The sequence below is a fragment of the Pseudoalteromonas sp. FUC4 genome, assembly GCF_008370255.1.
Classification (GTDB): domain Bacteria; phylum Pseudomonadota; class Gammaproteobacteria; order Enterobacterales; family Alteromonadaceae; genus Pseudoalteromonas.
Genome location: NZ_SEUI01000002.1, coordinates 472008 through 497861, shown reverse-complemented (window position 1 = coordinate 497861; position 25854 = coordinate 472008). Strand labels below are relative to the sequence as shown.

The 25854-nt window shown below is 37.5% G+C and carries 22 protein-coding genes; 12 read left to right on the top strand and 10 right to left on the bottom strand.

Going from position 1 to position 25854, the window contains the following annotated elements:
* Positions 1-36: 36 nt before the first annotated feature.
* Positions 37-891, bottom strand: coding sequence for a S1/P1 nuclease (locus tag EU510_RS08225; RefSeq protein WP_149593067.1), 855 nt, complete (start codon positions 889-891; stop codon positions 37-39).
* A gap of 221 nt (positions 892-1112) precedes the next feature.
* Here EU510_RS08225 and EU510_RS08220 point away from each other — a divergent pair, with 221 nt between their 5' ends.
* Positions 1113-2009, top strand: a complete 897-nt coding sequence (locus EU510_RS08220) for a hypothetical protein (RefSeq protein ID WP_188085410.1) — start codon at positions 1113-1115, stop codon at positions 2007-2009.
* Positions 2002-2946, top strand: a complete 945-nt coding sequence (locus tag EU510_RS08215) for a hypothetical protein (RefSeq protein ID WP_149593293.1) — start codon at positions 2002-2004, stop codon at positions 2944-2946. Before EU510_RS08220 ends, EU510_RS08215 begins: the two co-directional genes overlap by 8 nt.
* A gap of 29 nt (positions 2947-2975) precedes the next feature.
* On the opposite strand, the gene ushA is transcribed toward EU510_RS08215, so the two are convergent.
* The gene (ushA, locus tag EU510_RS08210) at positions 2976-4610 is read right to left on the bottom strand and encodes a bifunctional UDP-sugar hydrolase/5'-nucleotidase UshA (RefSeq protein WP_149593066.1); all 1635 of its coding nucleotides are present in this window, start codon (positions 4608-4610) and stop codon (positions 2976-2978) included.
* A gap of 92 nt (positions 4611-4702) precedes the next feature.
* Positions 4703-4873, bottom strand: a complete 171-nt coding sequence (locus EU510_RS19895; protein WP_188085409.1) for a hypothetical protein — start codon at positions 4871-4873, stop codon at positions 4703-4705.
* A 248-nt stretch (positions 4874-5121) separates the two neighbouring features.
* Between EU510_RS19895 and EU510_RS08205 the strand changes: the two genes are divergently transcribed.
* Positions 5122-5871, top strand: a complete 750-nt coding sequence (locus EU510_RS08205) for a peptidylprolyl isomerase (RefSeq protein WP_149593065.1) — start codon at positions 5122-5124, stop codon at positions 5869-5871.
* Positions 5872-5935: 64 nt separating this feature from the next.
* On the opposite strand, the gene EU510_RS08200 is transcribed toward EU510_RS08205, so the two are convergent.
* The gene (locus EU510_RS08200; RefSeq protein WP_149593064.1) at positions 5936-6352 is read right to left on the bottom strand and encodes an MAPEG family protein; all 417 of its coding nucleotides are present in this window, start codon (positions 6350-6352) and stop codon (positions 5936-5938) included.
* 239 nt (positions 6353-6591) lie between these two features.
* On the opposite strand from EU510_RS08200, the gene EU510_RS08195 reads away from it, so the two are divergent.
* Positions 6592-9474: an insulinase family protein gene (locus EU510_RS08195; protein WP_149593063.1), complete on the top strand. Its 2883-nt coding sequence runs from the start codon at positions 6592-6594 to the stop codon at positions 9472-9474.
* 66 nt (positions 9475-9540) lie between these two features.
* Here EU510_RS08195 and EU510_RS08190 read toward each other — a convergent pair whose 3' ends face one another.
* The 5 genes from EU510_RS08190 to EU510_RS08170 form a co-directional block, all read right to left on the bottom strand.
* A complete protein-coding gene (locus EU510_RS08190; RefSeq protein WP_149593062.1) occupies positions 9541-10923 on the bottom strand; it encodes a Na+/H+ antiporter NhaC family protein in 1383 nt (460 codons plus the stop codon).
* Between the two features lie 522 nt (positions 10924-11445).
* Entirely contained in the window at positions 11446-13941 is a 2496-nt protein-coding gene (locus EU510_RS08185) for a di-heme oxidoredictase family protein (protein ID WP_262501211.1), read from the bottom strand.
* A 924-nt stretch (positions 13942-14865) separates the two neighbouring features.
* A complete protein-coding gene (locus tag EU510_RS08180; protein ID WP_149593061.1) occupies positions 14866-15474 on the bottom strand; it encodes a PqiC family protein in 609 nt (202 codons plus the stop codon).
* Positions 15474-17129, bottom strand: a complete 1656-nt coding sequence (gene pqiB / locus EU510_RS08175) for an intermembrane transport protein PqiB (RefSeq protein WP_149593060.1) — start codon at positions 17127-17129, stop codon at positions 15474-15476. The genes EU510_RS08180 and pqiB overlap by 1 nt, the downstream gene beginning before the upstream one ends.
* On the bottom strand, positions 17126-18292 hold the full coding sequence (locus EU510_RS08170) for a paraquat-inducible protein A (protein ID WP_262501210.1): 1167 nt from the start codon (positions 18290-18292) through the stop codon (positions 17126-17128). Before EU510_RS08170 ends, pqiB begins: the two co-directional genes overlap by 4 nt.
* Positions 18293-18494: 202 nt before the next feature.
* On the opposite strand from EU510_RS08170, the gene EU510_RS08165 reads away from it, so the two are divergent.
* Positions 18495-19034 (top strand): transporter substrate-binding domain-containing protein, encoded by a 540-nt coding sequence (locus EU510_RS08165; RefSeq protein ID WP_149593058.1) that lies wholly within the window; start codon positions 18495-18497, stop codon positions 19032-19034.
* On the opposite strand, the gene EU510_RS08160 is transcribed toward EU510_RS08165, so the two are convergent.
* A complete protein-coding gene (locus EU510_RS08160) occupies positions 19023-19838 on the bottom strand; it encodes a thioesterase family protein (RefSeq protein ID WP_149593057.1) in 816 nt (271 codons plus the stop codon). The two genes, EU510_RS08165 and EU510_RS08160, sit on opposite strands and share 12 nt — an antisense overlap.
* Positions 19839-20079: 241 nt before the next feature.
* Here EU510_RS08160 and dnaK point away from each other — a divergent pair, with 241 nt between their 5' ends.
* From dnaK to EU510_RS08125, 7 genes are all read left to right on the top strand, one after another.
* Positions 20080-21996 carry a molecular chaperone DnaK gene (gene dnaK, locus EU510_RS08155; RefSeq protein WP_002959064.1) on the top strand — a complete coding sequence of 639 codons (1917 nt, stop codon included), beginning with the start codon at positions 20080-20082 and terminating at the stop codon, positions 21994-21996.
* A gap of 202 nt (positions 21997-22198) precedes the next feature.
* Positions 22199-23338 carry a molecular chaperone DnaJ gene (gene dnaJ / locus EU510_RS08150; protein WP_002959065.1) on the top strand — a complete coding sequence of 380 codons (1140 nt, stop codon included), beginning with the start codon at positions 22199-22201 and terminating at the stop codon, positions 23336-23338.
* 100 nt (positions 23339-23438) lie between these two features.
* Positions 23439-23900: a Cys-tRNA(Pro) deacylase gene (gene ybaK, locus EU510_RS08145; protein ID WP_149593056.1), complete on the top strand. Its 462-nt coding sequence runs from the start codon at positions 23439-23441 to the stop codon at positions 23898-23900.
* 150 nt (positions 23901-24050) lie between these two features.
* Complete coding sequence (locus tag EU510_RS08140; protein ID WP_149593055.1) at positions 24051-24455, top strand: DUF1761 domain-containing protein; 405 nt, start codon at positions 24051-24053, stop codon at positions 24453-24455.
* 93 nt (positions 24456-24548) lie between these two features.
* A complete protein-coding gene (locus EU510_RS08135; RefSeq protein ID WP_149593054.1) occupies positions 24549-24917 on the top strand; it encodes a response regulator in 369 nt (122 codons plus the stop codon).
* A gap of 139 nt (positions 24918-25056) precedes the next feature.
* The gene (locus EU510_RS08130; protein ID WP_024595559.1) at positions 25057-25308 is read left to right on the top strand and encodes a hypothetical protein; all 252 of its coding nucleotides are present in this window, start codon (positions 25057-25059) and stop codon (positions 25306-25308) included.
* A 161-nt stretch (positions 25309-25469) separates the two neighbouring features.
* Positions 25470-25733, top strand: coding sequence for a CBU_0592 family membrane protein (locus EU510_RS08125; RefSeq protein ID WP_024595558.1), 264 nt, complete (start codon positions 25470-25472; stop codon positions 25731-25733).
* The last annotated feature ends 121 nt before the right edge of the window (positions 25734-25854 follow it).

Here is a 25854-nt window from a genome sequence, read left to right as displayed (position 1 = left end):
ATTTCCCGTGTGTAGGTTATATAAATTTAATACAGTTTATTTATCAGTCGTCATTTTCAGTGCCGTTTCTAACTCTTTTGCAGAAGGGTCAAATAAGGCATTTAGTAATCCAGCTAATCGAATACCCGCTTGTTGTAAGCGCGTTTTTACGATAGGCGTATTGTTATAAATGTAGCTGTATCCAACTTCATCGTTGGTGTACTTATAAATTTTTGTTGCTAAGTTGTGCGATTCTTCAACCCAAGTTTTAGGAGAGCTTTGTAAATACTGTGCAATTAACTCGCTGTTATTTGTATCAATAAATTGCGCGTATTCAGTGAACGACAAGTGCTCGTTTTCAACTAGCTTTGTATCCCAAAGGCTATGAAGATTTGTTTCTTCGTTAAAAAATGAAACCTTAATACGGTTACCACCTCTATCTTCACCTCTACCAGCATGAAATGGTTGATGACTATCACCTACCAAATGTACTAAAAAACGCAAACTGAACTGTTTAGCATCTAACGTACTGTTGGTATCTGTAAGTGTCTGCATTGAGTAGTGAATACCTTCAAGGATATTACTTACAGATTCTTTGTTTTTAGTATGTTCGTGGTTGAAGCTGAAAGACTTACCCGGTGCTGCATTAATATAATGCCAACGAGATGATTTCTTTTGCCAAAACTCACCAGGAGCAGAGCGCATTTCATCAGGCCACGTTGATATTTGAGCTAGTGACTCACCATCTAAATAAGGTTTAATTGCTGCTTTAGTTGTTTCGCTTATATGAGATTGTGCAATCTGCCCTACAATACGATGACCATTTTGACCCCAAGCATGTGAGTCGGTGCTTGTGAATATCGCACTAACCAAAAGTGCAGAGGATATCGAGTACTTTATACTGTTATGCATTAGAACTTCCTAAATGAATATTTCATGGGGTTGCTATAAGCTAATGCGGTCAATTGTCCTCACTTTTTGCGTTGATAGGAAGGACTTATTAAAATTCATAATTTCTTATTTAGATTTTATATAAATCAATGGTTTATATTTAACAGGTAAAATTACTTGTTGTAATAAGTAAGCAAAATTGTTCAAATGCACAATATAGTCTTTTTTTGAATAGCATTACTTTGAATTTTAAAAATATCGTGTTGCACAAAGTGTTAATTGTTACATTTTTGTTTCTATTATTGGTCGTTACGTGGATTTGTGGTCAAGTTAGTGTATACAACGATGATTTGCATTTTCCAGTTATGATTGAAACCTCAACAGAATGTCAAACAACTGCAACAAGTAATAAAGGCCAGCTAATTATTTTCACGCAATCGAAAAAAATAGCCAAGTTATTAACACAGAATTTGTGTTCTGATAACGTAGTGGCTAAACAATATGGCTCTGTAAAAGGGTATTGGGGGTATAGAACCGCAGAAAGCTTTGAGTTTGTTGGTAAAGGAATTGCTGACTTAATTTTAGCTAAAAATAATATTATGGCCGCCTTCAAAGCTGAGTCGACTTATAACTACCAGCCCGTTGTTGGCTTTTCTGATTACACTGCCTTTTTTATATCGTCTAAAGAAAAACCTCGCATGACAAAACAGTACTTTTTAGATAAGCGTATAGGTTTACTTGATTATCCAACTAGCCGCTCAGGGCACATATTGCCAAAGCAGGCATTTAAAGAGCTGGATATTAATTTAGCTAATTTGAAAATTACCTATGCTAGTTCTCATAATGAATTACGTGATTTACTCGCCGACGGAAAAGTCGATATTATTGCTTCATTTTGGAAAGAGAGTGACGAAAAACGCTTTTCAAAAAACTATATTACGCCATTGAGTAATAATATTTCTGGAACAAGGTGGTATTTAAAAATGCAGCAAAACAATACTGATTTGTTGTGTGCAGTTCAGGAAAACTTACTTGCTATGTCTAAAGATCAAAGGTTGCACTACTATCAAAATGTGCAGCCGTTTTGGAGTTGCGGTACTAGCTCAGTAAACTTAAAGGAGGAAGCTGATGATGAATAAATATAAGCAATCACTTGTTTTACTATGTTTATATTTAATACTATCGTCTGTTTTTTATATTTCTGTAACTCAAAAAAGCCAGCAAGTAGTTAAACAAAAAATAATTCAGATAGAGAAGCAAATAGCACTAGACTTACCCTTACTTGATTTATCAAATGAGCTGCTTAAACACTCAGGCAATAAAGACGCGGTTAATAGCTACATTAAAGCCTTAAATAGCTACATCGATTCGGATGATCTTAGGGTTGTTACTATAGTACCTAAAAGCGAGATGGTAACACCTATAAAGCCCAACCAAATAATACGTAGCTTGAGTACAAGCAGCGGGTTTGTATTAGTTGTATTTAGCGTTAAGCACACTCACTTTACGTTAAGTCATGTTATTTATTATTTAATGTTTTTTGTTTTAAGTGTGTTAGTTAGCTTTTGGATAAAATTTGCGTTTATTAAGCAAAGTAATAAACAATTGATCAATACAGAGCATCAAATAATTACTGAGCCTACGCCGCTTGTACTTATTGTTGATCTTAGCGATAAAACACTATCGAGTAGCTGTAATCCAGAACAAAAAATAAGTTTAGCTAATAAGCCATTATGCTTTTATTTAGCACTTGTAGAGTATTGTACAAATAACGATGATGTAGCGCTTAGTCATAATAAAGATGTACCAGGGGAGCTTCTAGAGCTCGCTAACAAGTATTTTTATAGGTTGATTGAGCTTGGCCATACAGTTAGAAAAAGACCTAACTTTAATAATAGTCTAGAAAAAACCTTGAGCGAAATACGTGCGGCATTAGATGAAGTGCTTAACGAATGTCCTGAAGAGAAAGAGTTATATTATCCCCCAAAAGCATATGGAGAAGGGTCGCGTTCTCGACTGCATAGTTATGGGCTGGCAAATATTAGAAAAGGCAATATTGAAATAATAGGAAAGTAACACAGTTACTTTCCTATTATTATCTTCATTTATTTAGGGGTAAATTCAGCCGTTTTAAGAGGGCTGTTTTTTGATATAAAGTCTTGTAGCGCTTGGGCATCTGTTTCGTCTGTACTAACAAAGCCTTCTTTATTTGTAAGCGCAGGATAACCATCACCGCCTGATGCGTTATAGCTATTTATACTCATGCGGTACGTTTTATTTTTGTTCAAAGGTTGGCCATTAATAACCACATTAACTAGTTGGCCATTTTTACGTTCAAACGATAGTTTATGGTACTGTAAGTAAGCGCCAGCATCCGGTGGGAAACTCGTTACTGTATTTAAGTAATCCCATAAATCACTGCCTTGCCAATCCATATAAGTAATACGGTTTTTAAAAGGGTGTACTTTTAAAATATCTTTATAACTTACTTTACCAGCATCTATTGAGCTGCGAATACCACCGCCACTTATTAATCCAAAGTCTGCATTTACTACATCCATTTGAGCTTGAATAATTACACGTGCAAGGTTTGTTTGTTGGTAACGAACTTTGTTTCTGTCGCCTTCTAAGCGTGCATCTACTTCACCAATGGTACCTTCAATTTGTTTAGCTCCTTTAGCTTGGTATACCGCTAAATAAGATTCAAGTTTAGGGTCTGGTTTAATGTACTCGTTTGCTAATACTTCTTTAGTAGAGCCATCAGCTTGCACTTTATCAACATACAAATTAACTGGCATAAGTTTGTAGTTTAGTAACGTTAATTTACCATTTTCAAGCTTAAACTCAGCTTTACCAACATACTTACCCCATTCATGGGCTTGCATAATATAAGTACCATTTTGTTGGTCTGGTTTACAGGCTAGGCCAGGTTTAAAATTGTCGTCATTTACATTCGTTTCACTCATACAAACAGGTTCTTGAGAGTGACCACCAATGATCATATCAAGAGTGTTTGCAGGCAGTGAGCGAGCGAGTGTTACATCACCCGGTGCATTAATACCAAAGTTAGCATCAACATAATGACCCATATGAGTAAGCGCGATTGTAATGTCAGGGTTGTACTTAGCTTTTATTTCTTTAGCTAGTTTTGCTGTAACGTCAACAGGGTCTTTAAACTCTAAGTGCCCAATATATTGAGGATTACCAATTTTAGCTGTGTCGGTTGTTGTTAAACCAATAACAGCAATAGTTAATCCATTCTTTTTGAATATTTTGTAGCTATCAAACGCGTGTTCGCCTGACTCTTTTTCAAATATATTGGCTGATAAAAAAGGAAAATTCACCCATTTTTGCTGTTGCTTTAAAACATCAATAGGGTTGTCGAATTCGTGATTACCCAATGCCATTGCATCGTAACCAATCAAAGACATACCTTTAAAATCAGGCTCTGCTTTTTGTAAGTCTGACTCAGGAATACCTGTATTAATGTCACCACCAGAGAGTAGTAATACTGCATGACCTTGCTTTTGGGCTTCATTACGTAAAGAGTCAATTAACGTTTTGCGAGCGGCCATACCGTATTCGCCTTTTTCGTTGTGCCAAAAGCGCCCATGATTATCGTTAGTATGAAGTACAGTAAGATATTGAGTTGCAGGAGAGTTATTTACACTTGAGTCGGTTGTAGCCGATGTACACCCAAGTACGCTTAAAAAAACTGAAAATAAAATAATTATTCGCATAAAATACCTGTCTATTAAGGCCCACTTAATTTATTGAGCGGCTAGTTTAAACTAGTTTTATGCGAAAAAAACGTACTTATTTACATTTCATCTTAATTACGGCTTGTCGCAGCAGTTTCTCTGCGCTTTAACTCTTTACTCGCGTATTGAGATTTTTCATGATTTGCTGCAATCATCCACGTTAAAAAGCTAGCGGGTAGTTTTGTGTAAGCTTCGCCTCGGTGTAAACCAAAGTCGCAAATTGTGTTCTTAGTATGTTGCATTGTCAGTTCCTATTGTTTTGTGTTTTTTTAAAGGTAACAAAAAGTAGGTGTGCTTTTAAGATGATTTAATTTTAAATGGTTCGATTTATATAGCTAAAAAGAATATAAGTAATGCTATATGTAATTAATTTGTTATTAACGCGGTCTAATTTGTATAAACTCACACTTCAGAATCGATTTTAGTCGCCTATGGTATTAATGTGTTAACACATTAACAATTAACTAAAAAATAACAATGGGAATATAACATGAAAAAACTTTTACTTGGCTCAGTACTCGCTGCAGCAAGCTTTACAAGTGCTGCCACTATTGTCGAAATGAACACGAGCCAAGGTGTCATAGAAATTAACTTATTTGATCAACAAACACCTAAAACAGTCGCAAATTTTTTAAGTTACGTTCAAGACGATTCATATAACGAAACAGTGATTCACCGTTCAATAAGTAACTTTGTTATTCAAGGTGGTGGATTTACATACTCCGATTCATTAGATGCGATTACTACAAAGCCAGCCGTAGAAAATGAGCCTGTTTTTTCAAACGTTAAAGGCACCATTGCGATGGCTAAGTTATCAGGCAATGAAAATAGCGCTACAAGTCAGTGGTTTTTTAATATGGCTGATAACAGCGCAGGAAATGCAGCACTAGATACACAAAACGGCGGCTTTACAGTATTTGGACAAATTACAGCTGCGAGTCAGTCGACTTTAGATAAAATTGTAGCGCTGGTTCATTGCAACGATATGCCGGTTGTTGATATTACCGCTGAGCAATGCTCAAGCAGTGATGTAAGCTTTAGCAGTGCTAATTTAGTAACTATTCAAAGTGTAACCGTGATGGATGATGACCCGAATTCTGCTGCTGGCCTTACTGTAACTGAAAATACGTTAATTGACTCAGGTGCACCAATAAGCTCAGATAGTAGTTCTGGCGGTGGGCTAGGGTGGCTTTTAGGCGCTTTTTTACTTGTGCTTCCTCGCTTAATATGTGCTAAATAATCTAATCTAATAGTAATGTGGCAGGCGTAAATTGCCTTTCACATTACTGCATAGCATGAGCTGTTTAAAGCATTACTCGCCAAACCATTGCTAGCCAAATTGAAAACACACAAATACAACCTAGTAAAAACACGTTAAAACGTGCGCGTACGTTATTTTTACCTAAATGAATAACACTGTGCACAATACGGGTTGCTACAAATAAACAGGCCAGTATTGCCACAAGTGTACTGGCACTATTTAGTTGCAGTGCAAGTAAACACCCCGCGTAAAAAAGCACTGGTATTTCAAACTGATTAGAAAAGTTTCTATCTGCAACTCTAATAGTGTCGCCAGCCTTATCTAATTGCATTGTTTTAAAATCGCTTAAATCTAGTTGTTTGTTTTTAGCTGCAGCAAAGCGCCTTTTACCCATAATGAGCATGACAACCAGTGAAAGCGTAACTTGTGTAAACATGGCAAGTATGATGATTTTTTCCATTGTTTTTCCTTATTATTATTTAGAATTTGCGTATCTTTTGATATTGAATGATTTTTAATCTTGTAAGGTTGGCATACTCCCAACTAGTAGCCGATTATGAAGACATTTTTCACAATGTGTTACACAAAATAGCGTTATTTTGTAGAAAGTTATTAATTGAAAATGTTAGTTTAGCTTAACTATATTGCTTTGAATTGGCGCACGCTATTTTGCGCAATACTTTTTAATGGAAAACAAAAATGAAAAAGATTATTGGTTTTAGTGCAATCGCACTTGCAGTTTTAAGTGGTTGTTCAAATACGGCTTCGGTTTCAGTGGCGCCTCAGACCTCTTTACTATCAGATACGTTAGTTGTAAGTCCTAACGATAACCGCGAATATAAAACACTTAAGCTGGCAAACGACATTGAAGTTATTTTAGTGTCAGATCCAGGGGCTGAAAAATCTGCAGCGGCACTAAGCGTTGGTGTTGGTTTACTGCACGACCCAATGTCGCAACAAGGTATGGCGCATTATTTAGAGCACATGCTGTTTTTAGGCACAGATCGCTACCCAGACACAAAAGGGTATTCTGATTTTATGACCAAAAATGGTGGCGCGCACAATGCTTACACGTGGCTCGATATTACTAATTACATGTTTAAAATTAATAACGACGCATTTGATGAAGGGTTAGACCGTTTTGCTGACTTTTTCAAAGCGCCTAAGTTATACCCTGAGTACACAGATAAAGAAAAAAATGCAGTGAACGCAGAGTGGTCAATGCGCCGCGAAATGGACTTTTTTGGTCAATTTAAACTCGCGCGTAAAATGATGGGCGATCACCCCGCTAATCGCTTTTTAATTGGTAACCTAGAAACGCTTGGCGATAAAGAAAACAGTTCACTTCATAAAGAAACGGTTGATTTCTATAATAAATATTACTCTTCAAATATTATGAAAGTTGCGCTTATTTCTAATTTACCTATTGCTGAAATGGAGCAAAAAGCGCAAAAATATTTTGCTGATATAAAAAATAAAAACATTGAAAAACCAACAGTAACTGCAAAACTTGATTTTGATAACGCTGGCGGAAAACGCGTGTTTTATGCACCAAATGAAGATGTAAAGCAGCTACAACTTGATTTCACCATTGCTAATAATAATAGCGAATTTGCGCTTAAACCAAACCGATTTGTAGCGTATTTACTAAGTAATGAAATGCCGGGCAGCCCAGCGCAACTTCTTCGTGATAAAGGGTGGGTGTCTCAGCTTTCAGCTTCAGCTGCACCAAATCAATATGGCAACTACGGTTCGTTAAATGTAAATGTAGAGCTTACCGATGAAGGCATGAAAAATCGTGACGAAATAGTTGCGACTATTATGCAGTACATCGATTTAATTAAAAAAGAAGGTGTTAATAGCAAGTACTTCAACGAGATTCGTACTTCCCTTAATAACCAGTTTAAGTTTTTAGAAAAAGGTGATGAATTTAATTATGTAAGCTCGCTTACGCAAAGCATGCAAGACTATCCGTTAAATCACGCTATTAATGCACCTTATTATTATGCAAAGTTTGACGCTGACGCTATAAGTAATGTACTTGAGCAGTTAAATGCCGATACCCTTCGTATTTGGTATGTATCGCAGCAAGAAGAGACAGACTCACAACTACACTTTTACGACGGCAAATACCGCATCAGTGATATTAGCGATGATGAAATTGCCAGCTGGAAAAAACCAAGCGAATTTAAGTTAGCACTACCAACAGTAAACAATTTATTGCCTGAAAATTTTGCAATAAAAACGCAAGCATTTAAAGAGCAAAAACACCCAGAACTTGCTTACGATGAAAATGGTGTAAAAGTATGGCGCCAAGCAAGTCAAAAATTTGTAGAGCAGCCAAAAGGGCTTGTTGAAGTTTATATAAATACTCAACCTGGTTTGAACGATATTAAAGCAGAGGTCCTTTATTCTGTTTGGGCTGATTTATACAATCTTCAACAAAGTCAGTTAAGTACTGAAGCAGCAATCGCCGGTATGAGCGTCAGCTTAGCACCGAGTAATGGTCTTGTTTTATCTATGAGTGGTTTTACAGATAAGCAAGATGTATTGCTTAAACAAGCTTTAACCGGATTAAAAGCCGATGAAACAGTACAAGCATTTAGCCAAGCGGTAGATCGTTTTAAACGTAATTTACTAAATCAACAAAAGCAGTTTCCGTATGCACAAGCATTTGGCGAGTATTCAAAACTAACGCGTACAGGTGGCTTTGATACAGATGCGCTTATTAAAGCCGCTGACTCACTGAGTGTTGCCGACTTAGCACAATTAAAAACAGCTACGTTTGCACAAAACGATTTACGAGTATTTAGTTACGGTAACTACAATCAGCAAGATATAGACGCGATTGCACAAGAGTTAAGTGCAACATTACCAAGTAATCATAAACACAGTGAATTTGCACGCAGTAAAGCATGGTTGCCACAACCTGGCGAAACGCTGGTACTGCAAAAAGATATTGATGTAGCCGATGTAGCTGTGGTTGATATGACCGTTCACCCTGTTGCGGGTTACAAACAAAAAGCAGAAGCAGCTGTACTACAAAGCCACTTTAGAACAGTTGCGTTTGATAAAATGCGTACTGAGGAGCAACTTGCATACGCAGTAGGTGCGTTAGCCCGCCCAATTGAAGATTATTCGGCAATTGGCTTGTTTATACAAACACCAGTAAAAGGTCCTAAAGAAATTCAAGCGCGTTTCGATAAATTTAAAAAAGAGTATGCGGTTGAGCTTGATAACATGAGTGAAGAGACGTTTGAGCAACTTAAAAACTCAACTCTTGTGTCACTTAAAGAGCAGCCTAAAAACTTAAGTGACGAAATGAGCCCACTTATAAGCGATTGGTATCGTGAAAACTTTACCTTTGATTCTAAGCAAAAGCTGATTGATGAAGTTGAAAAAGTAACGCTTGCAGATATAAAAGACTACTACAAGCAAACAATGCTTAACCCTAATGCGGCACGTTTAAATGTGCAATTACGCGGGACTAAGTTTATAGAAAGTGACTTTGCTGATTTACCTAATCAAACAAAAATCACAACGCTTGATGCCTATTACAATGGTATTAAACTACAAAAATAAGCTTTACTTATGTAGCTAAAAATAAACCCCAATGTATTACTACATTGGGGTTTTTATTTAAGCAAATTAAGCCATTATTAAAAAGCCTATAACAGCTAATGTCGCAGCAATTAGCGTGTATGGCAATTGTGTAACAGCATGGCTCATTAAATTACAACCAGAACCTTGCGCTGCGAGTACGGTTGAATCTGAGTAAAAACACGCTTGGCTACCAAAAGAAGAAGCCGATAATAGGGCCCCAATGACCAGTGGTATGTTTGCATCAACCGCATTTGCCAGTGGCATAACAATCGGAATTGATACAGCAAAAATACCCCAGCTAGACCCCGTTGCAAACGCTAAAATAGCCATTGAAATAAATACCACGGCTGGTAAATATGCAGCGGTCATATAAGGGCTTAAGCTGCCAATAACAAACTGAGGCAAACCAATTAAGTCGCATACATCTTTAAATATAAACGCAGCTATAACAGTACCAATCGCGGGGATCATACTTTTAAAGCCATCAAGCATGCGCTCAATCATTTCACTTACGCTCATTAATTTTTGTAATGCATATAACGGGAGAGTGACCGCCATTGTTGCTAATAAGCCTTTGTATACGTCAATTTCAAAGTAAACAGTAAATGCAACCAGTAAAATAATCGGCACCAAAAAGTTACGTAATTTACCTTTAGGGTCGGCATCTTCAAAGTTTTCTTCAGCTGCTTTTACCGCGTATTCATCTGCTGTTTGAACGTCATTGTATTGGGCAGGGTCAACTTGAGCTTGCTCAATTTGTGCCATTTGCTCTGCTTTTTTCATCGGACCAATTGCAGGAATAACACCTAGTACAACAAGTAAAACAACAAGCACTGCAAACCACGCGTAAAACATGTACGGAATAGCTTGAATATAAACAGCAATACCTTTGCCTTCTTCAGCAATACCGTTATCTACAAGTAAACCACCAAAAAATACCGCCCAAGTAGATAAAGGGACAAGCACACAAATTGGTGCAGCAGTTGAGTCAACAACATAAGCTAGCATTTCACGGCTAACTTTAAATTTATCGGTAATGCGTTTCATGGTTTCACCCACGGTAAGCGCATTTAAGTAGTCATCAATGAAAATAACCACACCCAAGCAAAAGGTCATAAACAAAGATGAGCGTTTACCTTTGGTGTATTTAAGAGCTAACTTACCAAAAGCCGACGCGCCACCTGTACGTACTAATAGTGCGATTAAAGCGCCAAAACCACCACATACAAGTATTAGCCAGCCGATGGTTTCGTCTGTCATCACTTTTAGCGATGTACTTGCAAAGTTAGTAAGTACTTGTGCAGGGTCGGCTATAACCAAACCAACTAACGCACCAATAAGTAAAGATAAAATAGGGCGGCGTAATACAACAGCCAACACAACCACCACTAACGGTGGTAGTAAACTCAACGCAGAAGGTTCAAGCATTTAAGTATTCACAAAATTAAAAGCATGTATAAAAATTAAAATAGTATTAATTTTTAAACTGCTTATACAAAAACAAAGAAGGTGATAAGTTTGTTGTTAAATCATCTTCCAAGTCACTGCTTTTGTACGCGAGGGAGGGACACATAAACAGTTATGTTAAATAGCAGCTTAAGTGAAACGCGTTGGCTTTGGCGCCAGACGGTGCAAGGAGTGCAAACCGCTATTGTTGTGCCTGTAAAAACATCGGCGCAAAAGTAATCTGCTTTTTAACTTCAGTCAATAAATAAATGCATCAAATAACATTTATTTTAATGCTGTGATTAAAAGCTATTTTGTATTGAACTTTCACTCTGTTAAAAAACGGATCATGATACTTAAAATAAAAGCCTATGCTGTAAGGGTAAATAGCATAAGCTTTAATTATTAACTTGAACTGTAAGTAATAAATCTAAATGTCATTATAATTTAACGGACTCAGATATAAGTTTAGTCAAAGTTAATAGCGATAGTTAATAACTCATTTTAAAGTGAGTTTAAAAATGTTAACAATGCTGATTGTTCTGATGAAGTGATGCTTTCATAGGCAATACGGGCGTTTTCAGCTTCGCCGCCATGCCACATAATTGCTTCATTTATAGTACGCGCTCGTCCATCATGTAAATAGTTAGCGTCAGGCTTACACACATCATCACCCTGATAACCAGTAGGGTTAGTAACACCACCGGTTACGCATGCTGATAAACCAAGGCCCCAAAGAGGGGCTGTTCTCCACTCTGCGCCCGTTGCATTACCTGCGCCTAAATTATCGGCTAAACCTTCGCCCATATCATGCAATAATAAATCACTAAACGGGCGAATAGTTTGGTTTCGTAATTCGGCTAATGGTGCAAACTCACTGGTTTTCATTGTGCTGCGATGACAACTTTCACACCCAATCTCATTAAATATGGTTTCACCTAGAATAACATTATCGTTATCAAGATCGCGTTGTGCACGAACACCTAACAAAGAAATATATTTAACTAAATTATTTAAATTTTCATCGGACAGCTCGCTACCCAATTCATTTCCACAGGTTGTTTGATTAGGACCACAATCAGGTGTTGGCTTTACCGATGTCATTACTCCCATGTCAGTATTTAATGCACCAGCAATTTGATGTTTGATAGACGTTGCACTGGCTTTGTAGCCAAAACGACCTAAACGCGTTTCACCCGTAAGTGGGTCTATTGATAATCGCGCTTTACCCGAAATACCATCTCCATCAAGGTCATCTTGATCTTCTCTCTCTAATATAGTGGCTTCGCTAACAGCCTCAAGCAGACCTAGACCGACTAACTGAGGTGCTAATCGGGCAGAAAAACGTGCGGGTCTACCACTAGAAAATTCATAATTCGGAGAGCGCAGACCATTACTTTCAGTCCATGAGGCTATTGTGACAGTGCCTTCACCTAGTGCAGAGTTAATACCAATATTACTAGGCTGTAATACATAGCCTCTTAAAGGGTCTGGTTGATAGTCAGCATCAGCGATTGCAAATACCCACTTATCCAAAGGTGCGCCGGTATCAGCCACTGAAGCCCGACCATTGCGTTCATGACAACCAGAACAAGATGTATTAACATAATGCGTACCAGCTTTGCCTACAAGCTCATTGAAAATACCATTTTCAACACTTTCGTCGTGTCCACCCGTGGTAAAATTAGTGTGGTGAACACGTCGACCTTCTACAAATGCTTGACCGTTTACGTTTGATAAATTAGTAGCCATTTGCATAAAGTGGTTATCAGATTCGCCAGTATAATTATAAGGTAAAGTGGTACCGCCACCTAGGCGACCATTTTGGGCAATTGGGTATGAATTTTCACGTTCAGAACTCTTGTCATCAAAGTTACCAACGGTTTTCCAAGGCACTAAACCTTCACCAATAATATATAAATAAGTTGTACCGTAATAATTAGTACGACCTTCAGGGACTGATACATCTAAAAATTGGCTCACTTCAAATTCCATACGTTGACCAACTTCTAGAGGCATAACATTAGATGGAGCCCAATTTAATGGGCGATAATCATTAATAACTAATTTATATCGATATTGATTACCTGTATCGCTTATTTTATTAAAATCATGGTCATAACTACCATTATCTAATTCAATCACTCCACCGCCAAGGTTACCGTGGTATTCAGCAACGGTATTTAAACCTCGATACCAAGCTCTAAATTCTTTGGCGTCTAATTTCCACTCTGTGATAAAAGTGATTTCAAGTGAATCGCCGCCTTTAGCAACATAATCAACAAATTCGAATTGTGCGGTACGGTGTGTCCAATAGTGCGATAAATAGTGATCGTAAGCTTGAAATTGGTCCTCTTTTGCATGGCGATCCCGCCCCCTGTCTGCAAAGCGAGTAACGAGTGCATCACCACGATCAAAAGAAATAGCATGCTCAAGTACTGTTGAATTGTTATATAACGGAACAATACTGCCTAAGTCAGCTTCTTCTTCATTATCATTAGGTTCAATTATACAACCGACTTCATCAACAACTACATTAGTTGCTGTGTTGGGGCATAGGTCTTCGGTGTCATTAACACCATCATTATCTGAATCAGTACTATCAACAACAGCATTAAAAATATAGGTACTCCAAGGTGAGTCTTTAGCTGCTCCACTTTTATCTAAATAAGTATATGAGTACTTAATAATGTCGCCATTGCTTAAGCCAGTTAATGTTCTGGTATTACGTGAGCCATTTGTAATCATGCGAGCATTATGTTGATTATCGCTGTTTAAAATATAATGTACATCAGCCCAGTCAGATGTATTTACAAAAAATGTAATACTCGTTTGTGAGCTTATTTCAATACCAAACTGTTCATTAGCAACAGCATTAGAGTTTGCACTTGAGGTATTAAAAATACCTTTATTTAATTGATTATTAACCGTTGCATTTACTTGTGTGATTGAACACAAAGTAATACTAATAGCACAGCCAAGCAGTATGCTTTTTTTCATATTATTTTCCTTAAAAAATATCCAATTACTAAGGGACTAACCTTAATTGTTACTACATCTACCGCTTTTATCTTTTATAAACAGATAATTAAACGTGATATATAAATGGTTTAAAGCTATTAAATGGTAAGTAGAGTTGTGTAGGCTTTAGAGTTTTATAACGTTGATTTTTTACTCGCTAAAAACAAAGTAAGAATTAAAAAATCATTTACCCACTGCACAATATCTTTACTTCTTACTATTAATTTCCTTGCTTTTCGATAATTTATGCCTTGTTATCGACACCGTTTTAATACCTTAAAATAGCACTCTAAATTAAGTGAATTGGTATTAAACGAGCATACATTAATTACATTCGTGTATATAAATACACAACCTAAAACAATGAATGCAAAATACATTGTACCTAAAATAGGGTTTAAAAGGTATCGGTAAATAGTGTGGTGGATGTGCCTGGATTAGGTTTGTGTTTAAATCTAGAGGAGGTGTGTTGTTAATTAAAAATACTTTGATATTTGAAGTAAAAAATAATATTAAGTTTAAAGTTGATTGCACAATTACGAATGGGGTTTTAGTGAGGTCTTAAGGTATGTCGGAAATGGTATTTGAATCTATATAACGGTAGCCCAGGTTGGCAAATATTGGCGAATATTATGAAATTTTATCGATGTAATATATTTGGAATATACAGCAAATTGCCAAAGGTCTCTTACATCTTTCGCGCTCGTTTTTCACTTAGTACAAAAGACCTTTTTATGAGACATTATGCCCTCACATTTATAACTACAGTGACAGCGAGTAAAACTATAACTGTAGTTAGTGCGTTTATTTAATCACTTTGTTCTTGTACGTTTGTCTTTAGTTTTTCTTTTTTAGCTAACGAACAAGTGCTTCTTTAGTGCAAAGCAATCAATAAGATCAAAATTACAGCCTTGCTTGTTCTATTTCTTTAGCGACATTTAGGTTGATGTTTAGCCATATTTTTTCAAGTGCCGAAACTAAACCGTCATAACCATCATCATCAATAGCAACTAAGTTTGAAAAGTTATGGATGCTGACCAAACGCCTGCCAGTCTCTGGGTGCGTGTAATATAATCGCCAAAGACCTGATATATCTGCATTACCCTTTAAGTCACCATTAAAGTGATGAATTTCGTACTCTAGTTCGTAAAATGTTTGTTGATCGAGTTCAGTAATGACCGGTAAGCCCTTTATTACCATCCAGTTGGGCATAGCATTAAAAAGTGTTTGCTGTGCTGTTGCGGTAAGCATTACATCCGGCGATTCGCCCCACAGGTTGTAATTTGCAGCATGAATTTGGTTGCTATCTACTTTCATAGCAATACCTAAATTATTTAAAGCGCCTCTGAGTACAACTGTTTGTATTCTTAATTGTGCATCTGTATTTGCAACGTTTCGAGATGATGCACCTATAGGCTGCTCAAACTGGTAATACTGTGTGGCAGTTTGTATTGATGAACTACAACCTGCCAATAGTAATAATAAACTTGCAGTTAAAAATAACGATTTCATTATTGCTTCCTTGGTTTTGGATCTGCTGGTAATGATTTATCAAAAATTAGCATATTAGGTTGCTCGTTTAATCCGCGAGTTAGAGGCTGTAGACCTTCACTTAAACGTTTAAACTCTTTTAATGTTTGCTGTATTTGATGATGAAGTTCAGAACCGGCTTGGTAACTGGCCATGGTTTTATCAAATTGGCGCATAGTGACTTCAAATTGCTCCATGCTTTTTGTCATCTTTTCAAAGTTACGGTTAAAGTCACCCGGTAAGTTTTGTGTATCTTTTTGGCTTAGCAGCTCTCGCATTTCATTAGCAAGCGCTCGGTAATCGGTAAATGTAGCTTGCATTTGTGCCAAGCTGTCTTCAACTTTTAAGTTGTTTACCTTATTAAGTACGTCAGAAACTTGATCTGCTAATACAGTTATCCCACTAGAAATACTTGGAAAAACATCATACTGAACAAGTTTACCTAGGTGTGCTTGCGGTGCATCTGGGTATATATCAAAATCTACATACACAGCACCTGTTAATAAATTACCAGGCTTTAACGACGCGCGCATACCACTTTCAATCCAGCCTTTTAAACTACCTTGCCAATACTCTTTTGCTGAAGCACTGTCATGATACAAGCGTCCGTATTCTACTTTTATAAGTACCGGAACGGCCGTATTGTGGTTTCTAAAGTGAGCGGGCTTACCGTTAACAATTACATTGGCAGGGGTTTCAACAACAGTACCTACACGCATACCTCTATATTCTACAGGAGCACCTGTGCGTAGTCCTCGAACTGATTGTTCAAATTCAATTAGGTAGTAATCAAAATCGTAAAAACGCTCTTCTAGCGCTTCTTTATAGCTTTGGCTTAATGAAAAGCTATGCCCATCCTGTGCTATTTCACCCGGGGCCTGTTGCTCAGGTAAGCCAACCGAAATACCGCCTTTTAAAAGTTTGCTTAAAGAGCCCGTATTAATATTGATGCCATCGGCAGATAGGTCAATTTCAATCCCTGCGTTCACCCAAAAAATCGAGTTCATGGTTATTAGGTTTTGGTATGGTTCTTTAATAAATACACCATACTTCATTGCCTGATTTTCCCAATCAAAAGTGGCGGTTTCTATTTGACCTATTTTATAATTTTTGAAAAATATACCGGTGCTCACATCAAGCACTTCAGCGTTGTAGCTCATTAATTTAAAACGGCCACCTTTAACATCTTTACCAATGAGGGCAGGTTCATCTTGTAACTTAAAACGCTCTTTTAATTCTTTACTTTCACCTGGCGAAAACTCTAAATATACACCAGACAATAGCGTGCTCATTCCGCTAATACCTGTTTCATCAATGCGTGGTTTAACGACCCAAATTTTGGCATCTTCGGTTAGAAGCGAATCATAGTTTTTGTCTATTTGCGCTCGTGCAATAACGCTGTCTTGAGTATCTGATAATCGAACATGATCAATTTGGCCTATTTTTACACTGCGCACTTTTATTTCAGTTTTACCTGCAATAATGCCCTCTGCTTGTGGCATTTCGATAAAAATCGTAGGGCCTTTATTAGCTTGGTATTGGTATAACATCCACATACCCACTAACAGCGCAATTGCCGGAATGATCCAGATAGCGGAAATCTTCGGTTCTTTTGTTATTTCGGCAGTTTCGGTCATGCTTTATTCTCTGATTTTTTATTTTTTGGTGAATCCCACAACAAACGTGGGTCAAAGGCATGGGCAGCCATCATCTGGCATATTACCATAATTGTAAAAAATACAATGCCTAATCCTGGCGTTACTGACATTAAATTACCCAATTGAACTAAGGCAACTAAAATAGCCACCACAAATACATCTATCATTGACCATTTTCCAATAAACTCAGTCAGTTGATAAATTCGCGTATAGCTTTTAGTGTGCCTATTTGCAGGCCTTGTAACCATTATGCATAAAAAGCTGAGTACAAAAGCTTTAGCAAGTGGCACTACTACGCTTGCTAAAAATATAATAGCAGCAATAGGGTAGGAGCCACTTTTCCAAAGTGTAATTACGCCACCAATTAAAGTCGAAGGTGATTCATCCCCAAGACTAGTGGTGTGCATAATAGGTAAAACATTAGCTGGAATATAACAAACAACAGAAGTAATTAGCCAAGCTGCCGCTTTTTGTACGCTGTAAGGATTTCTGACGTGTGTTTTTGTATGGCAACGCTGACAAATATTACCGGTACATAGTTGATGGCACACATGGCAGGCTTTAATATTTTCATCTATTGCTCGTTTAGCATGCTCTGCGCCTTCAAGTACTTTTACAGGCTTTATTTGAGCCCATAAGCGCGGGCGATTTAAGTGAACAAGCGCAGCTATATATAAAATAACAAACCCCACATAAGCCCAAAAACTCGTACCGAAGCTAATATCAGCCAGCGACATGATTTTAACCATACTAACAAGTACGCCAATTAAAAATATTTCCGACATAATCCAAGGCTCTAACGCAAGGGTGAACTTTAGTAGGCGCCTTGCAATCCCCTCTGGTAATGTTTTTAAAAGGCCAAGATGTAAAGGAATTAAAATAAGAAGCAGACCCATGGGCAGGGCAATAATGCTCAAATCAATAAATAACCCAAGTAGCTCACTATCATAATTAAACAAAATTCGAGCCGCGTCGGGCAGTGTAATAGTTTGAGTTATACCGCTACTACTAAATGAAATAAAAGGGTAAAACATACTGCTGAGCAGCATTAACAGTGCGCTAAAGCTTAGTGCAACTATGCGGCTGTCGTGATTAACATCGGCTTCGCAAAGTTTATGGTGACAATGTGGGCATATCGCCATTTGTTTTGCGATTATGCGAGGTATATCTATGATCAGATCACAACAGGGGCAGACAGTTTGCAATTTAATACCAAGCAAGAAGAATATTTCTCCAATTTTGCTATATTTAATACATTAATACAACGCGTTCTGCCATCAAGCTGCTCGTTATATAAAGGAAGCGTGTGAAATATTATTTTTACTGCATATTAATGTGCAATATATGTCGAATAAACGCGCTGAGCATCAATTGCATAATAAAGGAGTGGATATACTTTTAAATTATGCTGGAGGAAGTAGTCCTGGTATTTACCCAAGTAAACCGGTACTTAATTATGAAAATGTAGCCATAACACTCAAGCGAAATAAATATAATATTGATGAAATAGAAGGCATGTTTAATAAAAACGTTCTTGCTTTTCAAAATGCAACTGCATATCTGCCTTCTATATTTAAAAGTAATGTTAAAAACTTTAGCTCATATCAAGAGGTTATTAATCAAAAAGCGCAAATAGATAAGCTATTAAAAGGTTGGGTGGATGTAATCGTGTTAGACAAGCGTATTTTTTACTATTACTACAATCAATATAAATCCCCCGAAGCTGTGCAAATTTACACTTTATTTCCTAAAGCAAAGCGACCTGCTTATTTTAATAACCACTCTTTAGCTACTGAGTTTGATATTGGTTTGGCGCTCATCAAGCAAAACGGTACATATAAAAGAATTGTTGATGAAGGCCAAACTAATTCATCAATCAAATAACGCCACTGTTTGGCGTGTAAGCGCTATTAACTCACCCGATTGTGACCATATACAGCCATCTTCTAAACCATAGCCATCTTTTGAATGATGAGTGATTGCTTCAAAGCCAAGCCATTCGCCAGGTGATAAGTTTGGCTCTTGTACAAACTCTAAATACCACGACATGCTACTAGCTGGAGCGGGTTGTTTAAACATTTGTAATAACGTAGGTGGCCATGCATCTGTTAATGCAATTATGTGCGCTTCTGTTATTTGCTCTGGGGTGTGCTTAAAGCGCATCCAGCCACCTAAGTGAGAAGTTTCTGCGCTGCTAAATGGCATGGCACCTTGTTGAGGGCATAAATCAACATGTTGAAAAAATTCAGGCATCTGACCTTTAATAAAAGGTAGGGTATGGCGCTCGTCTACCGGTTTTAACCCTAAAGATTTTGAAACAGGCACATTTACACCCGACTCTCTACTTTTGGCAAAACATGCTTGTACGATAACGCACACTTGTTCATTTTGAATGGCTTTGGCGAGTACTTGTGTACTGCTTTTACCTTGTCGTAATATTTCTACCGATAACGAAAAAGGAGTATCAGCTAGTAATGGCCCTACAAAATTTGTACTGAGTGAGAGTATGCGACGATCATTGGATACTTTTCCTCTGATTGCTTGGTACAACAGTGCGGCTGAGAGCCCACCAAAAGCAGTTCTGCCTTGGCACCAGTTTTCTGGAAATTGCATTGTGCTAGCTAATTGTTCGGTATTGTCTAAATTGCCAATTTTTGCAGCTTGGAGAAGTAATTGGTCAAAATGCATGAAGATATCCTTTTATAGTGCGATTTAATAAATTTATAACACAACCAAACTAGTCAGACCAGTAATTAAAAACGTCTCTGGCGGTGTAAAAATCACCATTCCTTACAATTATTAGGGTTATTTTGTAAATAAATCACAAAAAATGAATTTTTTTTCATTTTTACAGTTGAAATAAGTTTGGCGCATCCCTATTTACTATGTCATCGAACGTATTAACGAATATTGAAGTTGGAGAAGTTTCATGGGTAAAATTATTGGAATCGATTTAGGTACTACAAACTCTTGTGTTGCAGTACTTGATGGTGGCAAAGCACGTGTTATTGAAAACGCGGAAGGCGATCGCACAACCCCGTCTATTATTGCTTACACGCAAGACGGCGAAACATTAGTAGGTCAATCTGCTAAGCGTCAAGCGGTTACTAACCCGACAAACACATTATTTGCAATCAAGCGTTTAATTGGTCGTCGTTTTGAAGACGAAGAAGTACAACGCGATATCGGCATTATGCCGTTTAAAATCATCAAAGCTGATAACGGCGATGCATGGGTAGAAGCGGGCGGCGAAAAACGCGCTGCACCACAAATTTCTGCTGAAGTACTGAAAAAAATGAAGAAAACGGCAGAGGACTTCTTAGGTGAAGAAGTAACTGAGGCTGTAATCACAGTACCTGCATACTTTAACGATTCACAACGTCAAGCAACGAAAGATGCTGGTCGTATCGCAGGTCTTGAAGTTAAACGTATTATCAATGAGCCAACTGCTGCGGCACTTGCTTACGGTATGGATAAAAACCGTGGCGAAAACATCGTTGCAGTATATGACTTAGGTGGCGGTACTTTCGATTTATCAATCATTGAAATTGATGAAGTTGAAGGCGAGCACACTTTTGAAGTACTTGCTACAAACGGTGATACTCACTTAGGTGGTGAAGATTTCGATAACCGTGTAATCAACTACCTAGTAGCTGAATTCAAGAAAGATCAAGGTTTAGACTTAAAAACTGATCCTCTTGCAATGCAACGTGTTAAAGAAGCTGCTGAAAAAGCAAAAATTGAACTGTCATCTGCACAATCAACTGAAGTAAATCTTCCGTATGTAACTGCTGATGCATCTGGTCCTAAGCACATGAACGTGAAACTAACACGTGCTAAGCTTGAATCACTAGTTGAAGATTTAGTAACTAAATCTCTAGAGCCACTTAAACGTGCACTTGCTGATGCTGATTTATCAGTAAGCGACATCAACGATATTATTCTTGTTGGTGGTCAAACACGTATGCCTCTAGTACAAAAAACAGTTGCTGATTTCTTCGGTAAAGAACCACGTAAAGACGTAAACCCTGATGAAGCAGTTGCAGTAGGCGCAGCGATTCAAGGTGGTGTACTTGCTGGTGACGTTAAAGATGTACTATTACTAGACGTTTCTCCATTATCTCTAGGTATTGAGACAATGGGCTCAGTAATGACTGCATTAATTGAGAAAAACACGACGATTCCTACTAAGAAATCGCAAACATTCTCAACAGCTGAAGACAACCAATCTGCTGTAACAATTCACGTGTTACAAGGTGAGCGTAAACGTTCAAGCGACAATAAATCTCTAGGTCAATTTAACCTAGAAGGTATTCGTCCAGCTCAACGTGGTACACCGCAAATCGAAGTAACATTTGATGTTGATGCCGATGGTATCTTACATGTATCTGCAAAAGATAAAGATACAGGTAAAGAGCAAAAAATCACAATTCAAGCATCTTCAGGCTTAAGCGATGAAGAAGTTGAAAAAATGGTTCGTGATGCAGAAGCACATGCTGAAGACGATAAAAAGTTCGAAGAACTTGTAGCTGCTCGTAATCAAGCTGATGCTCTAGTACACGGTACTCGCAAGCAAATTGAAGAAGCTGGCGATGCATTACCAAGCGAAGACAAAGAAGCGATTGAAGCGGCTGTTGTAGATTTAGAAGCGGCTATTAAGAGCGACAACAAAGAAGAGATTGAAGCTAAAACTCAAGCTCTTGCTGAAAAGTCTCAAAAACTAATGGAAATTGCACAAGCGAAAGCACAGCAAGGTTCAGCAGATGCAGGCGAGCAACAGCAATCAGCTAAGCAAGACGACGACGTTGTTGATGCAGAGTTCGAAGAAGTGAAAGACGACAAGTAATTGTTGCTAACGCTTCTCGCTAGCCAAAAACACTTAACTCAATTGAGTGTTTAGGTTAGGATGAACAATTGAGGCGCGCGAGCAATAGCTTGTCGCGCCTTTTGCATGTATTTAAGGTTTAAAAATTCAATGATAAATCGATGCGATTTATCGGTTTATCCAGCAGCTCACGCTGCAAACAGAAAAGAGTAGTGTGATAGATATGTCAAAACGCGATTATTACGAAGCCCTCGGCGTAAGCAAAGATGCGAGTGAGCGAGACATAAAAAAAGCGTATAAACGCTTAGCGATGAAATATCATCCAGATCGTACCGCAGGCGATAAAGAGCTTGAAACTAAATTTAAAGAAGTTAAAGAAGCTTACGAGATTTTAACCGATCCTCAAAAACGCCAAATGTATGACCAACATGGTCACGCGGCATTTGAGCAAGGCGGTGGCGGTGGTCATGGCGGCTTTGGTGGCGGTCATGGCGATTTTGGTGATGTATTTGGTGACGTATTTGGCGATATTTTTGGTGGCGGCGGTGGTCGACGCCAATCTCGTCAACAACGTGGTTCTGACTTACGTTACAACATGGACTTGAGCTTAGAAGAAGCGGTTCGTGGTAAAGAAGTTGAAATTAAAGTACCAACATGGGTGGGTTGTGAGCCATGTGATGGCAGTGGTGCTAAAGCAGGTTCTAAGCCTAAAACATGTACTACGTGTCATGGTGCTGGCCAAGTACAAATGCGCCAAGGTTTCTTTGCTGTTCAGCAAACGTGTCCAACGTGTCAGGGACAAGGTCAGATTATTTCAGACCCTTGTAACAAATGTCATGGTCAGGGCCGCGTAGAAAAAACTAAAACGCTTTCAGTTAAAATTCCAGCTGGCGTTGATACTGGAGACCGTATTCGCTTAACTGGTGAAGGTGAAGCCGGAATGCACGGCGCGCCATCTGGCGACTTGTACGTACAAGTATCTGTTCGCGAACATGAAATATTTGTACGTGAAGCAAATAATTTATACTGTGAAGTACCAATTAGCTTTACAACAGCAGGCCTTGGTGGCGAAATTCAGGTGCCAACACTTGATGGTCGTGCAAAGCTTAAAATACCTTCTGAAACGCAAACGGGCAAAATGTTCCGTATGCGTGGCAAAGGCGTTAAGTCTGTTCGAAGTGGTGCTCAAGGCGATCTAATTTGTAAGGTAGTAATCGAAACGCCAGTTAATCTTAACGAGCGTCAACGTGAACTACTGCAAGAGTTAGATGAAAGTATGGGTACAGATAGCTCGAAAAATCGTCCTAAAGAGCAAGGCTTTTTTGACGGTGTTAAAAAGTTTTTTGATGATTTAACCAAGTAAATTTAAATTATTATTAATAATGAAACGGCGCTTTTTAGCGTCGTTTTTTTTGCTTTAAATTTTATTTTTGTTACTGTTAAAAAAAACACGATTAAATAGTATGACCCCAGCAATCGAATTACTTAAAAAACAAAAAATCCCCTTTGAAGTACTCAGTTACGAACACGATGCAGGTAATAGTCAATATGGGCTTGAAGCTGTAGAAAAGTTAAATTTAGATAGTGCTCATGTATATAAAACTCTCGTTCTTGAAACACATGAAGGCCAACTAATTGTTGCTGTAACTCCCGTTTCTCAACAAGTTAATTTAAAACAGCTAGCAAAATTATGTGGTACCAAAAAAGTAGCAATGGCTGCCCCGCAAAAAGTTCAAGCTAGCACAGGTTATATTTTAGGTGGAGTCAGTCCACTTGGGCAAAAAAAACGCTTAGCTACGTTTATTCATAGGAGTGCTTCACTTTTTGATACTATTTATGTGAGCGCCGGAAAGCGAGGTTTAGAAATCGAACTCTCACCAACTGATTTGGCTGTATTGACTAATGCTAAATTTGGCGATTTATAGACTTTATTTTGTATAATTGCCTTCTATACAGGTAATTAATTAAAGTTAAGCCATTTGCTCAATCTCCTACTTATAGCTACATTTAGAGTATCTTTATACCGTTAATATTTAATACCAAACGGTATTACACTCTTGTATACGGCTGTTTGTATGAACCTTTTAGATGTTGATTATTTTGCAATACTTGTAGCTGCACTTTCATCTTTTATGCTTGGCGGTGTATGGTACTCAAAAGCTTTATTTAAAAATGCATGGTTAGAAAGTATTGGCTTAACCGACCTTGATTTACAATCGGCTAATCCTAAGTTGATATTTGGCGGCAGCTTTTTTTTAGTGTTTATAGCAGCTTTAATGCTGTCTCTTTTTTTAGGTAAAGACGCAAGCTTAGGTGAAAGTATAGGGACTGGCTTTATTATCGGCTTTTTTTGGATTGGCAGTTCATTAGGATTAAGTTATATATTTGAGCAACGCCCTTTAAAGCTTTTTTTAATTAACGGGGGGTATCACATTTTACAGTTTTCGTTAATGGGGCTTATTTTAGGGCTATGGCCGTAAAATTTGAATAACCATTAACGCCTAATTTGATTCTTATCTACGACTAGAGTAGTTTTATATAATCTCCATTTACATGATTTGGTAAAGGTATTAATGAAAATATTAGTTGTTGATGATATGCCGCTTATGCGTCATGTATTAATTAATATGTTAAGAAAACTAGAGTATAGCAATATCGTGGAAGCAACTAATGGATTGCAAGCTTTGGCTTTTTTGCGCAATCAGCATTTTGATTTGGTTATTACAGACCTCCATATGCCAAAAATGAATGGTGTTGATTTACTCGCAAATATTAGAAAAGATAAAGCTCTTGCTGATATTCCTGTATTGATGGTCACCTGTGAAGATGGTACAGATAAAGTTAAGCAAGTTATTGCAGCTAAAGTGTCGGGGTTTATAATTAAACCTTTTAATATGAATGTATTATCATCTCAATTAAACCGCTTCTTTTTTAAAGATTAGGCTGTATTTATAACCGCAAAACTATTATAAGCTTATTCTCAATAAACATACCGCATAAAAATTCTAAGTTCCTGTTATAACCTTTACCTATCTAAACTGATATCATAGTTAATTACTTTTTATAATCCAGTAGGACGTAATGGCAAAACCCAATAAAAAAGGCCCTACTAAAACGGTCGATATTTTTTGCTCAGCCTGTAAAGCCTCCTTATTTAAATACCGAAAAGGAGGCAAAGGAGCATTAGTTAAGTGTTTTAAAGAGCGTATTAGTCAAGACTTTACACAAGAACCCTGTATTTGCCCTAATTGCAGTCGGCCTTTTGCCCGAGAAGCGATTATTCGTGGTGCACCTGCCTATAAAATAATTGGTGGTAAAGTAACGTTTAAATAATTCAGACACAGTAAAATTTTTTCATACGGACATATGGCCTTGTTAGAATTTACCATATTGATAGAATCGCTCGGTTTGCTGTTTCAATGAATGAAAAAATACCCTCCCCATGGATCGGGCCAGTTTATTGGGTTATTTAAAAATGGATAAAGGATAGTTTCGTGATAGCACTCTTATTTGACATCATAGGTATGACAGGTACTTTTTTAGTAGTTGGTTCATTTTTCTTACTGCAGCTAGGAAAAACGTCTCCATCTAGCCTAACGTATAATATGATGAATTTAACAGGGGCGATTTTGTTGTTAATTAGCCTTTGCTATAACTTTAATTTAGCGAGCTTTGTGATAGAAATATTTTGGATAGCTGCTTCATTAATTGGTTTATACAAATACCTAAAAAACAGATCTGCTTTAGCTACAAATTAATAACGTATTAATTTTGATCTAAACCTTAAACACTGCAAGCATAACTGTTTGCGGTGTTTTTCGTTTTTAGGATTAAATTTAATTAACAAGTACAATTAAATTCATTTGTTAACAAAAAGTT

Excerpts from the sequence above, each read along its gene's own strand:
- EU510_RS08225 (WP_149593067.1), bottom strand. The coding sequence starts at position 891 with ATGCATAACAGTATAAAGTACTCGATATCCTCTGCACTTTTGGTTAGT.
- EU510_RS08215 (WP_149593293.1), top strand. The coding sequence starts at position 2,002 with ATGAATAAATATAAGCAATCACTTGTTTTACTATGTTTATATTTAATA.
- ushA (WP_149593066.1), bottom strand. The coding sequence starts at position 4,610 with ATGCGAATAATTATTTTATTTTCAGTTTTTTTAAGCGTACTTGGGTGT.
- EU510_RS19895 (WP_188085409.1), bottom strand. The coding sequence starts at position 4,873 with ATGCAACATACTAAGAACACAATTTGCGACTTTGGTTTACACCGAGGC.
- EU510_RS08205 (WP_149593065.1), top strand. The coding sequence starts at position 5,122 with ATGAAAAAACTTTTACTTGGCTCAGTACTCGCTGCAGCAAGCTTTACA.
- EU510_RS08200 (WP_149593064.1), bottom strand. The coding sequence starts at position 6,352 with ATGGAAAAAATCATCATACTTGCCATGTTTACACAAGTTACGCTTTCA.
- EU510_RS08195 (WP_149593063.1), top strand. The coding sequence starts at position 6,592 with ATGAAAAAGATTATTGGTTTTAGTGCAATCGCACTTGCAGTTTTAAGT.
- EU510_RS08190 (WP_149593062.1), bottom strand. The coding sequence starts at position 10,923 with ATGCTTGAACCTTCTGCGTTGAGTTTACTACCACCGTTAGTGGTGGTT.
- EU510_RS08185 (WP_262501211.1), bottom strand. The coding sequence starts at position 13,941 with ATGAAAAAAAGCATACTGCTTGGCTGTGCTATTAGTATTACTTTGTGT.
- EU510_RS08180 (WP_149593061.1), bottom strand. The coding sequence starts at position 15,474 with ATGAAATCGTTATTTTTAACTGCAAGTTTATTATTACTATTGGCAGGT.
- pqiB (WP_149593060.1), bottom strand. The coding sequence starts at position 17,129 with ATGACCGAAACTGCCGAAATAACAAAAGAACCGAAGATTTCCGCTATC.
- EU510_RS08170 (WP_262501210.1), bottom strand. The coding sequence starts at position 18,292 with ATGGCGATATGCCCACATTGTCACCATAAACTTTGCGAAGCCGATGTT.
- EU510_RS08165 (WP_149593058.1), top strand. The coding sequence starts at position 18,495 with ATGTCGAATAAACGCGCTGAGCATCAATTGCATAATAAAGGAGTGGAT.
- EU510_RS08160 (WP_149593057.1), bottom strand. The coding sequence starts at position 19,838 with ATGCATTTTGACCAATTACTTCTCCAAGCTGCAAAAATTGGCAATTTA.
- dnaK (WP_002959064.1), top strand. The coding sequence starts at position 20,080 with ATGGGTAAAATTATTGGAATCGATTTAGGTACTACAAACTCTTGTGTT.
- dnaJ (WP_002959065.1), top strand. The coding sequence starts at position 22,199 with ATGTCAAAACGCGATTATTACGAAGCCCTCGGCGTAAGCAAAGATGCG.
- ybaK (WP_149593056.1), top strand. The coding sequence starts at position 23,439 with ATGACCCCAGCAATCGAATTACTTAAAAAACAAAAAATCCCCTTTGAA.
- EU510_RS08140 (WP_149593055.1), top strand. The coding sequence starts at position 24,051 with ATGAACCTTTTAGATGTTGATTATTTTGCAATACTTGTAGCTGCACTT.
- EU510_RS08135 (WP_149593054.1), top strand. The coding sequence starts at position 24,549 with ATGAAAATATTAGTTGTTGATGATATGCCGCTTATGCGTCATGTATTA.
- EU510_RS08130 (WP_024595559.1), top strand. The coding sequence starts at position 25,057 with ATGGCAAAACCCAATAAAAAAGGCCCTACTAAAACGGTCGATATTTTT.